14 protein-coding genes are annotated in these 15,816 nt (G+C 60.2%); 11 read left to right on the top strand and 3 right to left on the bottom strand.

The features are described from left to right. Nucleotides 1–159 precede the first annotated feature (159 nt). Nucleotides 160–1,500, top strand: a complete 1,341-nt coding sequence (locus CKW09_RS00165; RefSeq protein WP_061797963.1) for an MFS transporter — start codon at nucleotides 160–162, stop codon at nucleotides 1,498–1,500. A gap of 257 nt (nucleotides 1,501–1,757) precedes the next feature. Continuing rightward, on the top strand, nucleotides 1,758–2,420 hold the full coding sequence (locus tag CKW09_RS00160) for an acyl-homoserine-lactone synthase (RefSeq protein WP_061797853.1): 663 nt from the start codon (nucleotides 1,758–1,760) through the stop codon (nucleotides 2,418–2,420). Here the strand turns inward: CKW09_RS00160 and CKW09_RS00155 are convergent. Further along, nucleotides 2,382–3,125: a helix-turn-helix transcriptional regulator gene (locus CKW09_RS00155; protein WP_061797852.1), complete on the bottom strand. Its 744-nt coding sequence runs from the start codon at nucleotides 3,123–3,125 to the stop codon at nucleotides 2,382–2,384. The genes CKW09_RS00160 and CKW09_RS00155 overlap by 39 nt on opposite strands. A gap of 627 nt (nucleotides 3,126–3,752) precedes the next feature. Beyond that, nucleotides 3,753–5,741, bottom strand: coding sequence for an autotransporter outer membrane beta-barrel domain-containing protein (locus tag CKW09_RS00150; protein WP_061797850.1), 1,989 nt, complete (start codon nucleotides 5,739–5,741; stop codon nucleotides 3,753–3,755). Nucleotides 5,742–5,938: 197 nt separating this feature from the next. On the opposite strand from CKW09_RS00150, the gene CKW09_RS00145 reads away from it, so the two are divergent. The 8 genes from CKW09_RS00145 to ghrB all read left to right on the top strand — a co-directional run bounded on the left by CKW09_RS00145 (nucleotide 5,939) and on the right by ghrB (nucleotide 13,365). Continuing rightward, on the top strand, nucleotides 5,939–6,505 hold the full coding sequence (locus CKW09_RS00145) for a DNA-3-methyladenine glycosylase I (protein ID WP_061797849.1): 567 nt from the start codon (nucleotides 5,939–5,941) through the stop codon (nucleotides 6,503–6,505). After that, nucleotides 6,502–6,954 (top strand): N-acetyltransferase, encoded by a 453-nt coding sequence (locus CKW09_RS00140; protein ID WP_061797962.1) that lies wholly within the window; start codon nucleotides 6,502–6,504, stop codon nucleotides 6,952–6,954. Before CKW09_RS00145 ends, CKW09_RS00140 begins: the two co-directional genes overlap by 4 nt. Before the next feature lie 247 nt (nucleotides 6,955–7,201). Next, the gene (locus CKW09_RS00135; RefSeq protein WP_061797848.1) at nucleotides 7,202–7,864 is read left to right on the top strand and encodes an OmpA family lipoprotein; all 663 of its coding nucleotides are present in this window, start codon (nucleotides 7,202–7,204) and stop codon (nucleotides 7,862–7,864) included. Between the two features lie 131 nt (nucleotides 7,865–7,995). Next, the gene (locus tag CKW09_RS00130; protein WP_061797847.1) at nucleotides 7,996–9,012 is read left to right on the top strand and encodes a LacI family DNA-binding transcriptional regulator; all 1,017 of its coding nucleotides are present in this window, start codon (nucleotides 7,996–7,998) and stop codon (nucleotides 9,010–9,012) included. Between the two features lie 183 nt (nucleotides 9,013–9,195). Beyond that, nucleotides 9,196–9,948, top strand: a complete 753-nt coding sequence (locus CKW09_RS00125) for a sugar phosphate isomerase/epimerase family protein (protein WP_095094894.1) — start codon at nucleotides 9,196–9,198, stop codon at nucleotides 9,946–9,948. Nucleotides 9,949–9,953: 5 nt separating this feature from the next. Continuing rightward, the gene (locus CKW09_RS00120; protein WP_095099935.1) at nucleotides 9,954–10,913 is read left to right on the top strand and encodes a sugar kinase; all 960 of its coding nucleotides are present in this window, start codon (nucleotides 9,954–9,956) and stop codon (nucleotides 10,911–10,913) included. A gap of 151 nt (nucleotides 10,914–11,064) precedes the next feature. Continuing rightward, nucleotides 11,065–12,333, top strand: coding sequence for an MFS transporter (locus CKW09_RS00115; RefSeq protein WP_061797844.1), 1,269 nt, complete (start codon nucleotides 11,065–11,067; stop codon nucleotides 12,331–12,333). Nucleotides 12,334–12,387: 54 nt separating this feature from the next. Further along, entirely contained in the window at nucleotides 12,388–13,365 is a 978-nt protein-coding gene (ghrB, locus tag CKW09_RS00110) for a glyoxylate/hydroxypyruvate reductase GhrB (protein ID WP_095099932.1), read from the top strand. A 1-nt stretch (nucleotide 13,366) separates the two neighbouring features. Here the strand turns inward: ghrB and CKW09_RS24645 are convergent, their stop codons facing one another. After that, nucleotides 13,367–13,522: a hypothetical protein gene (locus tag CKW09_RS24645; RefSeq protein WP_157079238.1), complete on the bottom strand. Its 156-nt coding sequence runs from the start codon at nucleotides 13,520–13,522 to the stop codon at nucleotides 13,367–13,369. A 197-nt stretch (nucleotides 13,523–13,719) separates the two neighbouring features. Between CKW09_RS24645 and CKW09_RS00105 the strand changes: the two genes are divergently transcribed. Next, nucleotides 13,720–15,786, top strand: coding sequence for an alpha-amylase (locus CKW09_RS00105; RefSeq protein WP_095094891.1), 2,067 nt, complete (start codon nucleotides 13,720–13,722; stop codon nucleotides 15,784–15,786). The last annotated feature ends 30 nt before the right edge of the window (nucleotides 15,787–15,816 follow it).

Here is a 15,816-nt window from a genome sequence, read left to right as displayed (position 1 = left end):
AGAAGCGTTGAATTTTCATGCACCCTAATGAGGCAACTGCGCCCGCAGAGTGCCCATTTTCCGCCGGGCCGCCGCCGCTCGCCGCCGCCGCCGGCGCAAAAACGCCGCTGGCACCGATCTTGCTGCTTCCTGATATCCAACATGCCAGGAGGTTCGCTGATGACCCACGCCCTGACCGACAGCCGTTATCGTTACCGCATTTTCGCCATGGTGTTCTTTATTGCGCTGATCAATTACGTCGACCGCGGCGCGCTGTCTTTCGCCGCCAACGATATCTCTCGCGAGTTCAACTTCAACAAGGCGCAGCTGGGCGCCGTATTGGGCTATTTCGGCTTCGGCTATCTGTTCGGTTCGCTGTGCGGCGGTTTCCTGGCCGACCGCATCGGCACCAAAAAAGTCTGGCTGCTGGCCGGCGCCCTGTGGTCGCTGCTGGAGATCGCCACCGCCTGGGCCGGTGAGCTCGGGGTGGCGCTGTTCGGCGGCTCGGCGATCATGGGATTCGCCGCGCTGCGCATCATGTTCGGCTTCGCCGAGGGGCCGGCCTATGCGCTGATGAACAAGACCATCGCCCACTGGGCGCCGCGCAAGGAGCGGGGATTCGCGCTGGGGATTGGCCTGCTCAGCACCCAGGTCGGTTCGCTGCTGACCGCGCCGCTGGCGGTCGGCCTGCTGCTGCTGACCGACGACTGGCGCAGCATGTTTATCCTGCTGGGGCTGTTCTCGCTGCTCGCCATCCTGCTGTTCGCCCGCTACTTCACCGACGCGCCGCAGCAGCACCCGCAGGTCAACGCCGTCGAACTGGCGGCGATTGGCGCCGATCAGGAAACCGACACCGCGCAAGCGCGCCTGCCGTGGTGGGCGTTCTTCACCAACCGCACCCTGGTGTTCAACGCCCTGGGCTACTTCTCCTTCCTGTACGTGACCTTTGTGCTGGTCACCTGGGGGCCCAAATACCTGCAGGATACCTTTAACTACGACCTGCGTTCGCTGTGGTACGTGGCGATGATCCCCTGGAGCGGCGCCTGCTTCACCGTGTTGCTGGGGGGGCGCATTGCCGACGCCCTGCTGCGGCGCTTCGGCAACCTGCGGCTGGCGCGCAATCTGTTTGCCGCGCTGACGCTGCTGCTGACCGCCACCTGCTTCCTGCTGATCCCGTTCATGCGTTCGCCGACCGAAATCATTCTGCTGATGACCCTGGGCAATGCGCTGAATGCGTTGGTGAATAACGTCTACTGGTCGGTGGTGATCGACGTCACGCCCAAAGCCTCGGTGGGGGCGTACAGCGGCATGACGCTGGCGATCGCGAACATCGCCTCCATTACCGCCCCGATGCTGAGCGGCTGGCTGGCGCAACATCATGGCTACGGCGCGATGTTCTTCGCCACCGCGGTCGTCTCGTTCTGCAGCATGCTGTGCATGACCCTGCTGCAGCCGGAACGGAAAATGGCGGCGCCGCCGGCCAATCCGGGAAGCAACAAGCTGCAGCAAGCGCCGTTCTGAAACGCCGTCCGTACGGCTAATTATTCCCTGCCGGGCCCGGCACGCACCCGGCAGGGAATAATAACCGCGCCGGTGTTGAAAAACCTCCACGCAAGTAAATAGAATGAAAAAAACTATAACTCAGTGTTATATGATGCGTTTATCATGGCCATACCGCCGCCGGCTAAAATTTACTTGCCATAGTGACTCTGTTAGGATAAATAATTGTGATTGCCTGGCGATTAAAAAATTAAATTCAATTAGGGAAAGTAGTTAAAATGATAGAGATCTTTGACGTAGGCTATAATCTGCTGTCTGATAATAGGTCGAGAGAGTTATTCTCTCTTAGAAAGAAAACGTTTAAAGATCGTCTCGACTGGATCGTAAATTGTGAAAACAACATGGAGTTTGACGCCTACGACGATCGTCACACCACCTATGTTTTCGGCACCTATAAAGACCAGGTCATTTGCAGCTTGCGTTTTATCGAAACCAAGAACCCCAATATGATCACCTGCGGGGAGTTCAACGAATACTTTAATAATATCAGCCTGCCCGAAGGGAATTATGTTGAAGCCAGCCGGTTGTTTATTGATAAAGAACGCGTACGTGCGCTGGAGCTCCGCCGGCAGCCGATCAGTTCGATACTTTTCCTGTCCATGATCAACTATGCCAGAAACTTTGGTTATCAAGGCATTTACGCCATCATCAGCCACCCTATGCTGGTTATTTTCCAACGTTCAGGCTGGCAGATCTCGGTGGTGGAAACCGGGTGCTCCGAGAAAAATCAAAATATTTATCTGGTCTATATGCCGGTAGATGACGACAACCAGCAGCGGCTGATCGCACGCATCGCCCAGCAAACCCCGCTGCCGGACAACGCTGCGGGCTCATGGCCGTTATCATTCCCCGTCGGCGGGAAGCGGGCGGATCAGCTGTAGCTCAACCCCCAGCCTGATGGCATGTTTGGCATTGGTGACGCCCAGCTTTTTGACCGCATTGCCAATGTGATATTTTACTGTGGTAAGTTTTATCCCCAGGATAAGCGCGATTTCCTGATAGGATTTCCCCACGCTTGCCCAGTAAATAATCTCGTTCTCTCGTTTTGAAAAAAACTCCCGCTGGTTCATTCTTTCAAAATCTGCGGGGGTATTCACGTTCTGATAATTCGCCGTCAGCTCTTCATGCGTGGTAATCAATAACATCTGAATTTTGTCTTTGTTCTTTTCGAGCTGTTCTTCTATATCATCATCGCAATGTTTATCCAGCATAATGGAAAGCACCACCAGATTATGGTTGTGATCGTGCAGCACGAAGGTATATCCATTTATCACATTGTAATTCTTGCCCATATCAAATATTTTCGGCAACTTGAGCCCCGAACCGATCTTCAGATCTTTATCCCAGGTGAACGGAGTTATCCTGTGCGAGGCCGTAATCAGCACCGGATCGATAAATTGATAGTTGTTTTTAATATAAAACTCAAACCATTCCGTTCTGTTTGATATGATAGAAAAATTCGCCGGATTTCTTTTATTCATTATCGCATAAGCGTACTTGATGTTTTTGTATTCGCTTAGCGTTGCTTCCAGATGTTTTTTTATCGAGGCATTAATGTTTTCATCATTGAAAAATAAATTAGACACGCATCAACCCTCTTTAAAATAAAAAACCAAAACACAAATAGCCGTCGAAGTATAACATAGAGTTATTCTCGAGCATAACCCTATTAAAATCCCAATAACCTTATATTATTGAGGAATATTAAAATATAAAACATCAATAATTAACGGCGCGCGTTCAGGATGAATAACGGGAATCTTTCATTTATCGGCCAGGATCATAATACAAGAACGGCTGGTGCGGCGCGCATTGGCGACATTAAATTAACACATCATGAACAAAACAATCACAATTGCGCATCATTAAACAAACAATATAAGGCGCGAATTTAAAAAAGAGAGGTGTTGGCGGGCAGCCGACAACGGGCTACGCGCCAGTGACTGCGGCGCCACTGGAGAAAGAAATTGACAGTGAATATTTGGTTATACAATAATAAGTAAAATTTTCCCTGGTGTTGGCCAAGTGGCTACCTGATCCTTAACCGGATCAGTTTTTTTTTGTACCTACTACTACCTTGTTGTTATGCAATAACAATAATGACTTTCCTCCCCCAATGATAGTTGTACTAAAGTACAGTTTTAGCCGTACCTTCGCCCTGAACCGCCCCCTGACGCCCCCACACATCGCCCGACTGCAGGCGGCCGCCGGCCTCAGAAACGCGCGCTGACGCCGACGTTATACATAAACTGTTCGCCGCTGCTCAGACCGCCGGTTTGCGATACCGTGGCGAATGCCGCCACCTGATCGGTCAGCGGCATATTGGCCCCCAGGGTAACGTCTACCCAGTTCTTGTCCTGGCTGGCGCTGTCGCGGGTGAAGGAAGTTTGGGTCGATTTCAAACCGCCGCCGGCGCGGTAGACCTCATCGCCGAACTGATGCTGATAGCTGACTTCGGCATAGGGATTAAACATGCCGAAGCGGGTGTCCAGCCGCCATCCCAACGCGCCAATCTGCGAATGATAGGTCTGATCGTTGAAACGCATGGCGGTGCTGTCATTGCCGTCTTCGCCGTAGCCGGCAACGCGGCTGTAGTCCCAGGCGAACTGCGCCATCGGCCCGGTGGTCAGGAAGTCGGCGATCGGGAAATCATAACCGGCAGTGACGCGCGCCCCCCACTGCTTGCCGTCCGTGCTGCCGGTCTCGGTGCGGGTCAGCGGCCCAAGCTGCACGCTGCGGCGGATATCGTCATAGTCCATCGCCGCATAATGCAGATCGGCGTTCACCCACCCCTGCTCAAAGATCGCCAGCGAAGTAAACGCCGAAAACAGCAGGCCCCGCGCCTTATAGTCATAACGGCTGGAGGGTTGCTGATCGTCGTTGGAACCGGAAATCAGCGCGCCGATCAGCCAACCGTCGGTCAGCTGATAATCCACCCCCACCGTCAAATTATGGGTGGTGGCGTTGCCGTCGCCCGCCGCCAGGTTGGCGGAGTAGTCATAATGCTGGCCGGCATAGCCGCCGAATACGCCCAGCGATCCCTGCGGATTATCGCCGTTGCGCAGCTGCTGGAAACGGCTGTCGAGCGTGGCGCGGCTGTCGCGCGCCAACGCCGCCGTCGCCTGGTTCAGCGCCACCACCTGTGCCGGGCCGTCCAGTACCGCCTGAATATAATCGGCGATCAGCAGGTGCGCCTGCGGGCTGGGGTGAAAATGGTCGGAGAACAGGTAGGACTGGGCAGCGTCGAAGCCCGGCATGGCGGAACGGCATACCGCCGAGGAAACGCCGGCCGGGCAGGCCATCCCCGCGGTGTTGGCGAAGCCGAACTGCGCCGGATTGGCGATCGCCTCGCCGAACAGTTTATTGACGTCAACCCGCACGATATTGCCGCCGCCCTGCGCCAGCAGGCGGTCCTCGCTCTGGTTATAGAAATCGGTCAGCTGGGCGGCCTGGGCGCTCAGGCCGTCGTAGGCGGCGATCAGCTGGGCGGCGATCGCCTGCTGCACCTGCGGAACGGCGCTGCCCTGCTTCGCGGCGGCGGCCAGCGCGTCATGGATCGCCCGGGTGCGTGAAGCGTTGTCCGGAGTGGTCAGCGAATTGAGGGTGGCGTAAGCCGCCTGGATCGCGGCGCCCTGCACCGGCGGCAGCGCCTGCTGGATAATCAACTCCATCAGCTGCGGCGTAGAGCCGATATTCGGCACCGTGGGCACGATCACCGTGCCGGCGCCGGCATTCAGCAGGGAATGGACCTGCGCCGCCGCCGCCGCCGCGCTGTTATAAGCGACGCCGGGCGCGGTTGTCGGGTTTAACGCCGCCGCCGCCAGATCGTTGCCGCCGATCCAGTGAACATACAGACCGTCGCCGTCGGCCCGGCCATCGACCCGCTTGAGATAGCTCTGCAGCTGATCCTGAGTGTTGTCGGCCGGGTTCAGCGCAGGCACCGCCACGCCGCCGCCTGCGGCATAGTTGTCGCCGCCGTTGTCCGACGCCAGCAGCGCGGCGCCAATGCGCTGCGCCAACGCCTCGTCGTACAGCAGGTGCCGGTTGCCGTCATAGGTAAACCGGCCGTTGTTGCCGGTGTCGCTCAGGCTATCGCCAAATACGTAAATCCGATCGTAAGCCTGAGCCGGGGTCGTCATATAGCAGAATATTGCCACTGCAAGCGCCGCCGGGCGGGGCATGCGAGTTATTTTTAGAGGCATGAATCGACTCCTGAGAGCCAGCAAATGAAGGAAATCGCGTTTTTATCATTGGCCTGTTTTCACGTCGGCCATCTAGTAAATATTGCCGGCTTTTTCGCCACGTCAAGCCGGGTGATGATAAAACAATCAGAGGCTTGCCAAGTGCGCCGCTTCGGGCGATGATTACTGTAAATAAACACAGCACAGGGATAATCATTATGGCAGATGAACGTTGCGGTTGGGTGACGGCAGATCCGTTGTATCTCGCGTATCACGACAAGGAATGGGGGGCGCCGACCACCGATGCGCGCGAGCTGTTTGAAATGCTGTGTCTCGAAGGGCAGCAGGCCGGCTTATCCTGGATCACCGTGCTGAAAAAACGCGAAAACTATCGCCGCGCCTTCCACGATTTCGACCCGCAACGGGTGGCCGCCATGAACGAACAGGACGTGGAAAGGCTGCTGCAGGACAGCGGCATCATCCGCCACCGCGGCAAAATAGAAGCCATCATCACCAACGCCCGAGCCTATCTGGCGATGGAGGCGGCCGGCGAGGATTTCGTCACCTTCATCTGGCAATTCGTCGGCGGTCAGCCGCAGCTCAATGGCTGGCAGGCGCTGAATCAGGTGCCGGCCAAGACCGAGCTGTCGGACGCCATGTCCAAGGCGCTGAAAAAGCGCGGCTTCAAATTTATCGGTTCCACCATCTGCTACGCCTTCATGCAGGCCAGCGGCCTGGTGAACGATCATCTGACAGGCTGCATCTGCTACCCAAAGCCGCACTGATCCGCCCCTGCGGCCCGGCCGATCTGGAACGGCTGATGGCGCTGTGGCTGCCCAGCACCATCGCCGCGCACCCGTTCGTGGCCGAGGATTACTGGCGGCAAAGCGCCGCGCTGGTGCGGGAAAACTACCTGCCGCGGGCGCAAAGCTGGGCTTATTGTCAGGATGGCGAGATCGTCGGCTTCATCAGCGTGCTGGATGAGCAGTTTATCGGCGCGCTGTTCGTCGATCGCCGGTTTCATGGGCGCGGCGTCGCTGCGGCGCTGATGACGCAGGTGCAACGGCGCTACCGCCGGCTGAGCCTGGAGGTGTACCAGCAGAACCTGCGCGCCTGCGCCTTCTACCACAAGCGGGGTTTCCGGCCGACGCAGCGGCTGTTCAACGAGGAAACCCGGGCCTATACGCTGATCATGAACTGGTCATCGGCCGAAAACGGCGCGCCTTACGGTTAAAAATGGCGCATCCGGCTCGCGGATGCGCGCAATTCAGAATCCACTGCATGGCATTGCCCCGCGTTTTGCCGCATAACGGGTTCCTGCTGCTATGCGCTTATAATTTGTCACGTTTCTCTCCGGAACTGCCGGGGTTAAAACGCGTCATAGTAGCGCGGCGCGGCGGGCGTTTCCGTTGCGCTACCGATTTTTAGCGTCCCCGCCTGGATTGACGCACACAGATTCTGATGCCATTAAGGAAAAAAACATGAAAAAACGCATTGCGATTATTGCCGGCGCGGTGAGCATGGCGCTCACGCTGTCGGCCTGTACCACCAACCCGTACACCGGCGAATCAGAAGCCGGTAAATCCGGCATCGGCGCCGGCCTCGGCGCGGCGCTGGGCGCCGGCGTAGGCGTGCTGTCCTCATCCAAAAAAGACCGCGGCAAAGGCGCGCTGATCGGCGCGGCCGCCGGTGCGGCGCTGGGTGGCGGCGCGGGCTATTACATGGACGTGCAGGAAGCCAAGCTGCGCGACAAGATGAAAGGCACCGGCGTCAGCGTCACTCGCCAGGGTGACAACATCGTGCTGAATATGCCGAACAACGTGACCTTCGACAGCAGCAGCGCCACCCTGAAACCGGCAGGCGCCAACACCCTGACCGGCGTCGCCATGGTGCTGAAGGAATACCCGAAAACGGCGGTTAACGTTGTCGGCTATACCGACAGCACCGGTTCCCGTTCGCTCAACATGAATCTGTCGCAGCAACGCGCCGACGGCGTCGCCAGCGCGCTGATCACCCAGGGCGTGGCGGCGAACCGCATTCGCACCACCGGCGCCGGCCCGGACAATCCGATCGCCTCCAACAGCACGGCGGAAGGCAAGGCGCAGAACCGCCGCGTCGAGATCACCCTCAGCCCGCTGCAGTAATCCCGCGCGGGGCGCTCCGCCCCGCCGTTTCCCTCTTCCCCGCCATTCAACATTCCCGGCTGCGCATCGGGTGTGATAGTCTCCTTGGCAATTAACCGCAGGGGAGATCGGCTGTGAGCAGTGTGAAGGCAATGCGCGCTTCGGGGCGCGCCACCATCAGCGATGTGGCAAAAACCGCCAAAACCGGCAAAACCAGCGTGTCGCGCTATCTGAATGGTGAGCAGCATCTGCTTTCTGACGATCTCAAACGGCGCATCGAGCAGGCGATCCAACAGCTCGATTACCGGCCAAGCCAGATGGCCCGCAGCCTGAAGGGCGGCCAAACGCGCCTGATCGGTCTGATCCTCGCCGACATCACCAACCCCTATTCGGTCGACGTCATGCGCGGCATCGAAGCCGCCTGCCGCCAACACGGCTTTACCCTGCTGGTGTGCAACACCAACAACGAGGTCAATCAGGAACAGCACTACCTGCAGTTGCTCAGCAGCTATCGGGTGGAGGGCATCGTGGTCAACGCGGTCGGCATGCGTGAAGAAGCGCTGTCGACGCTGCAACAGTCGATGCTGCCAATGGTGTTGATCGACCGCAAAATCCCCGATTTCGACTGCGACGTGGTGGGCCTGAACAACCACGAAGCGGCGACCACCGCCACCGAACACCTGCTGCAACAGGGTTTTGAAGCCATTCTGTTCCTCAGCGAACCGATCGGCACGGTCAACACCCGGCTGGAGCGGCTGCACGCCTTCAATCAAACCATGGCGCAGCATGCCGATCTGCTGGCAGAGCGGGCGGAAACCCCGCTGAATGACCAGCAACAGCTGGAACAGGTGCTGAAGCACTTCAACGACGGCCATCGCGGCATGCGCAAGGCGGTGATCTCGGCCAACGGCGCGCTGACGCTGCAGGTGGCGCGCGCCATGCGCCGGCTGGGCATTCAATGGGGCAGCGATATCGGCCTGTTGGGCTTCGACGAGCTGGAATGGGCCGAGCTGGCGGGCGTCGGCATCACCACGCTGAAACAGCCGACCTACCGAATGGGCCATGCGGCGCTGGAACAGCTGGTGCAGCGCATTCAGGGGCTCGATGCGCCGATCGGCGAACGGATGTTCTCCGGCGAACTGATCGTGCGCGGCTCCACCACCCGCTAATCCGCTCTACGGGGCGCGCAGCGCACCCCGCCTTACGCTCCCCTCGCCTCTTTCGCGACTGTTTTTTGCGCAGCTTCGTGATTGCGATCATATTTTTACATTCTGTCGCTTTCGCTTGGAACCGGTTCCATTTAACGTGCTGGTAACAGCATTGGTGGGAACAACGCCACCTCAGGAGCCAAAATGAAAAAAGAAATTATCGTGGTGACCGGCGCATACGGCACCGATACCGTTCAACAGCACGGCGGCCAGGCCGCACTGTTGCCGATCATCGCCGGTGCGGGCGCCGACGGCGTGGAGATCCGCCGCGAACTGTTCGCCCCTCAAGAGCTGGACAGCCTGCCGGCGCTGGCGCTGGAGATTGAGCGCCAACGGCTGTTCGCGGTCTATTCCGCGCCTGAGGCGCTGTTCACCCCAGAACACGCGCTGAATCCCAACCTGCCGGCGCTGCTGGCGGAGGCCCAGGCGCTCAACGCGCGCCAGCTGAAGCTCTCGCTGGGCCACTACCAGCCGGGCTTTGATTTCACCGAGCTGAAGGTGGCGCTGGAGCAACATCCGGTCAAACTGGTGGTGGAAAACGACCAGACCCCGGACTGCGGCATTCTGTCGCTGCTGAACGCCTTCTTCCACGCGGCGGAAGATAACCATCTGCCGGTCAGCATGACCTTCGACATGGCCAACTGGCACTGGGTGTGGCAAGACGCCTTCGCCGCCGCCGACCGCCTGGCGCGCCACGTCAGCTATGTGCACGTCAAAGCCGCCACCCAAGGCCCGCGCGGCTGGCGCGCCATCGCGCTGGACGACACCGACGGCAGCTGGCGTACCCTGCTGGCCCGTCTGCCGCAGGATGCGCCGCGCGGTATCGAATTCCCGCTGCAGGGCGACTCGCTGGAAGCCGTCACCCGCCACTACGTTAACCTTCTGCGCGCGGAGTAAACATGATGACAACGCTGACAACCGCGCGCGACGCGCAATTGGACGTAGTTACGCTCGGTGAAGCCATGGCGATGTTCGTGGCGGCGCAAACCGGCGACCTGGCGGCCGTGGAGAGCTTCACCAAACGCATCGCCGGCGCCGAGCTGAACGTGGCGATCGGCCTGGCGCGCCTGGGGTTGAACGTCGGCTGGGTCAGCCGGGTCGGCAACGACTCGTTTGGCCGCTTTACCCTGCAACAGCTGAAAAAAGAAGGCATCAACTATCAGCAGGTGACGGTGGATGGCCATTACCCGACCGGTTTCCAGGTCAAATCCAAAAACATCGATGGTACCGATCCCAATGTGGAGTACTTCCGCAAAGGCTCCGCGGCCAGCCATCTGTCGACCGCCGATTTTAACCGCGATTACTTCGGTTCCGCGCGCCATCTGCACCTGAGCGGCGTGGCGGCGGCGCTGTCCGGCCAGTCGCTGGAGCTGTGCAACCATGCCGCTCGCGAAATGCGCGCCATGGGCAAAACCATTTCCTTCGACCCCAATCTGCGGCCGGTGCTGTGGTCCAGCCAGCAGGTGATGATCGAACAGCTGAACAAGCTGGCGTTCGCCGCCGACTGGGTGCTGCCGGGGCTGAAAGAGGGGCAGATCCTCACCGGGCAATCGACGCCGGAAGGCATCGCCGATTTCTATCTGGAGCGCGGCGTGCAGGCGGTGATCATCAAAACCGGCCCGGATGGCGCCTGGTTTAAAACCGCCGGCGGCGACAGTGCGGCGGTGGCGGCAATCAAAGTCAGCAACGTGGTGGATACCGTTGGTGCGGGAGACGGTTTCGCCGTCGGGACCCTCAGCGCCCTGCTGGAAGGCAAAACGCTGAAACAGGCGGTGCAACGCGGCAACAAAATCGGCTCGCTGGCGATCCAGGCCATCGGCGACAGCGAAGGGCTGCCGACCCGCGCGGCATTGGCTGAATAAATAAAATAAATACAAACAATTAAACCCAATCTCCAACACGGCCGCGCCTCTAGCCCTACAACTAGACCGCCGGGAGAGCATCTATACCCAACGATTTTCACGTTGCGGCGCGAAAGGCGAAGGGTATGCAACACCACTGAGGAACCCGAACATGAACAAAGCGACTATCGCCGCCAAACGCTGGTGGTACATCATGCCCATCGTGTTTATCACCTACAGCCTGGCCTATCTCGATCGCGCCAACTTCAGCTTTGCCTCGGCTGCCGGCATCAACGACGATTTGGGCATTACCAAGGGCATGTCCTCGCTGCTGGGGGCGCTGTTTTTCCTCGGCTATTTCTTCTTCCAGATCCCCGGCGCCATCTACGCCGAGCGTCGCAGCGTAAAAAAACTGATCTTCTGGTGTCTGATCCTGTGGGGCGGCTGCGCCTCGCTGACCGGCGTAGTGAGCAATATCCCGATGCTGGCCGCCATCCGTTTCATTCTCGGCGTGGTGGAAGCCGCGGTGATGCCGGCGATGCTGATTTACATCAGCAACTGGTTCACCAAGTCGGAACGCTCGCGCGCCAACACCTTCCTGATCCTCGGCAACCCGGTGACGGTGCTGTGGATGTCGGTGGTGTCCGGCTACCTGATCCACGCCTTCGGCTGGCGTGAAATGTTTATCATCGAAGGCATTCCGGCGGTGATCTGGGCCTTCTGCTGGTGGGTACTGGCGAAAGACAAGCCGGCGCAGGCCAAATGGTTGAACGAAGAAGAAAAACTGGCGCTGCAGCGTCAACTGGATGAAGAACAGAAGGGCATCAAAGCGGTACGCAACTACGGCGAAGCCTTCCGCTCGCGCAACGTGATCCTGCTGTGCGCGCAGTATTTCGCCTGGAGCATCGGCGTGTACGGCTTCGTGCTGTGGCTGCCGTCCATCCTGCGCAGCGGCATGCAGATGGGCATGGTGGAAGCCGGCTGGCTGTCGGCGGTGCCTTATCTGGCGGCGACCATCGCCATGGTGCTGGTGTCCTGGGCCTCCGATAAAATGCAAAACCGCAAGCTGTTCGTTTGGCCGCTGCTGCTGATCGGCGCGCTGGCGTTCTTCGGTTCTTACGCCGTCGGCGCCAACCACTTCTGGATCTCCTACGGCCTGCTGGTGGTCGCCGGCGCGGCGATGTACGCCCCGTACGGCCCATTCTTCGCCATCATCCCGGAAATGCTGCCGAAAAACGTCGCCGGCGGCGCGATGGCGCTCATCAACAGCATGGGCGCGCTGGGCTCGTTCTTCGGCTCCTGGTTCGTCGGTTACCTGAACGGCGCCACCGGCAGCCCGGCGGCATCCTATATGTTTATGGCCATCGCGCTGGTGGCGGCGGTGGTGCTGACGCTGGTGGTCAAGCCCGCCCGTAACGAGGTTCAGCCGCAACTGGCTTGATCTGGTTATACTTTATTTATACCTATGTTAAACGTGACCCAATGGATGTTCGTGATGAAGCCTTCTATCGTATTGTACAAAAGCCTTCCCGCCGACCTGCGCGAGCGGCTGGAACAGCACTTCACCGTGCACACCTTCGACGGGCTGAACCCGCAAAACCGCGACGCGCTGCGCCAGGCGCTGCAGCAGGCCGAGGGCATCATCGGCTCCGGCGGTAAAATCGACGAAGCCTTCCTGCAGCTGGCGCCCAAGCTGCGCGCCGCCTCCACCATTTCCGTCGGCTACGACAACTTCGACGTCGCGGCGCTTAACGCCCGCAACGTGCTGCTGATGCACACGCCAACCGTGCTGACCGAGACCGTGGCCGACACCATCATGAGCCTGGTGCTGGCCACCGCGCGCCGCGTAGTGGAAGTGGCCGAGCGGGTGAAAGCCGGCGAATGGCAGGGCAGCATCGGCCCGGATTGGTTTGGCGTCGACGTGCACCATAAAACCATCGGCATCCTGGGCATGGGCCGCATCGGCCTGGCGCTGGCGCAGCGCGCGCACTTCGGTTTCGGCATGCCGGTGCTGTACAACGCCCGCCGCACCCACGCGGAAGCCGAGCAGCGTTTCAACGCCCGTCGTTGCGATCTGGATACCCTGCTGGCCGAGTCCGACTTCATCTGCATTACGCTGCCGTTGACCGACGAGACCTTCCACCTGATCGGCCGTGACCAACTGGCGAAGATGAAAAAGAGCGGCATATTGATCAACGCCGGCCGCGGCCCGGTGGTGGATGAGCAAGCGCTGATCGAAGCCCTGAAAAACGGCACCATTCACGCCGCCGGGCTGGATGTGTTCGAGAAAGAGCCGCTGCCGGCGTCTTCAGCGCTGCTGACGCTGCCGAACGTGGTGGCTCTGCCGCATATCGGCTCCGCCACCCATGAAACGCGCTACGGCATGGCCGCCTGCGCGGTGGATAATCTGATCGCCGCGCTGACCGGCACGGTGAAAGAAAACTGCGTCAACCCGCAGCTGTTGCAGAAATAACCTATCGCGGCCGGTTATCTGCGGATAGCCGGCCGTGGTTTTCTTCCGGCGCCGGATGAAACAACGCCTGCAGCTGATGCTCTTCGGCGAAGTCCCGCAGCTCGGCCTCCTGAATCGCCTGCACTATTTCTTCCCGCCATCCTTTATCCGTCATCATTCGCCTCCTTGATTCGGTTGAACGAATTCAATCTGACCCAGGATGCGGATAAAACCAAGCGGAATCTGTCCGAAAACGCTCCCCCCCCCTCCTCATCCTCTAAAAATTCACGCCGGGATGAGGCCGTTTTCTCTCCTTTCGGCACACTGGCGACTCCCCTGGGATAAAAACGCTTCCTGCCCCGCGTAAGGAGAGCCATGAAACGCCTGACCCTACCCCTGTTAATGCTGCTGTCGCCGGCAGCGATGGCCGGCTGGACGCTGCAGGGCTTGCCGCCCTTCGACGAAACCGCCCCCGGCCTGTTTATCAGCCAGGCCACGCTGGCCAAAGGGCAGCTGCCGCTGCGGCTGCATCAGGACCAACAGTGCTGGCAACCGGCGGCGGCGGTGAAGCTGAACCAAACCCTGTCGCTGCAGCCTTGCGGCGCCAACCCGCCGGTCAACTGGCGGCTGTTCCGCGGCGGCGACTACCAGGTGCGGATCGATACCCGCAGCGGCACGCCGACGCTGCGGCTCGGCCTGAAGAGCGCGCCGCAGGCCGCCACGGCCGCCGTTACCCGCCGCTGCCCGCGCTGGGACGGCGCGCCGGTGACGCTCGACGTCTCCGCCACCTTCGCCGAGGGCGAAACGCTGCGCGACTTCTATTCCGGCCAGACGGCGCAGGTGCGCCGGGGCAAGGTCACCCTGCAGCCGGCCGAGGGCAGCGGCGGGCTGCTGCTGCTGGAATCCACCGGGGCGAGCGAGCCGGCGGCCTTCAGCTGGCACAACGCCACGGTGTATTTCGTTCTCACCGATCGTTTCGAGAACGGCAATCCGGCCAACGATCACAGCTACGGCCGCCGCAGCGACGGCCTGCAGGAGATCGGCACCTTCCACGGCGGCGATCTGGCCGGCCTGACGCAGAAGCTGGATTACCTGCAGCGGTTCGGCGTCAACGCCCTGTGGATCAGTTCGCCGCTGGAGCAAATCCACGGCTGGGTCGGCGGCGGCACCAAGGGCGATTTCCCGCACTACGCCTACCACGGCTACTATGCGCTGGACTGGACCCGGCTCGACGCCAATATGGGCAGCGAACAGGATCTGCGCACGCTGGTCGAACAGGCGCACCGGCGCGGCATCCGCATCCTGTTTGACGTGGTGGTGAATCACGTCGGTTACGCCACGCTGGCGGACATGCAGCAGTTTCAGTTCGGTTCGCTGTACCTGAAGGGCGAGGCGCTCGAAAAAAACCTGGGCAAACGCTGGAACGACTGGCGGCCAGGCCCCGGCCAAAACTGGCACAGCTTTAACGATGTCATCAACTTCAGCGACCGGGCCGGTTGGAGCACATGGTGGGGGAAAAACTGGATCCGCACCGATATCGGCGACTACGACTCACCGGGCTACGACGATCTGACCCTGTCGCTGGCCTTTCTGCCGGACATCAAAACCGAGGCGCCCGGCGCCAGCGGCCTGCCGCCGTTCTATCGCCACAAACCCGACACCGCCGCACGGGACATTCCCGGCGCCGCCACCCGCGACTACCTGACCACCTGGCTCAGCCAGTGGGTGCGCGATTACGGCATCGACGGTTTTCGCGTCGATACCGCCAAACACGTGGAAAAACCGACGCTGGCGCTGCTGAAACAGCGCGCCACGGCGGCGTTGGCGGCGTGGAAAGCCGATAATCCGCAGCAGGCGCTGGACGATGCGCCGTTTTGGATGACCGGCGAAGCCTGGGGGCACGGCGTGATGAAAAGCGACTATTACCAGAACGGCTTCGACGCGATGATCAACTTCGATTTTCAGGACCAGGCGTCACAGGCGCTGGGCTGCTTCGCCGACATCGACGCCACCTACCGCCAGATGGCCGACAGGCTGCAGCAGTTCAACGTGCTGAGCTATCTCTCCTCGCACGACACCCGGCTGTTCTTCGCCGACGACGCCAAAGGTTCGCTGGCGCTGCAGCGGCGGGCGGCGGATCTGCTGCTGCTGACGCCGGGCGCGGTGCAGATTTACTACGGCGATGAAAGCGGCCGCCCGCTGGGCCCGGCCGGTTCCGATCCGCTGCAGGGCACCCGTTCCGATATGAACTGGCGCGAACTTCAGGGCGACAAGGCGCCGCTGCTGGCCCACTGGCAGCGGCTTGGGCAGTTCCGCGCCCGCCATCCGGCGATCGGCGCCGGCGTGCAGCAGCCGCTGCCAAACGCCGGCTACTACGCCTTCAGCCGCCGGCTCGGCGAGGATAAGGTGATGGTGGTGTGGGTCGGCGATCGGTCACAATAATTCAGCGTAATATGCTGGAGATGAGCCTGT

Origin of the sequence: Serratia ficaria (genome assembly GCF_900187015.1) — a bacterium.
In the GTDB taxonomy this organism is placed as follows: domain Bacteria; phylum Pseudomonadota; class Gammaproteobacteria; order Enterobacterales; family Enterobacteriaceae; genus Serratia; species Serratia ficaria.
This window is presented reverse-complemented; position numbering and strand designations above follow the sequence as displayed.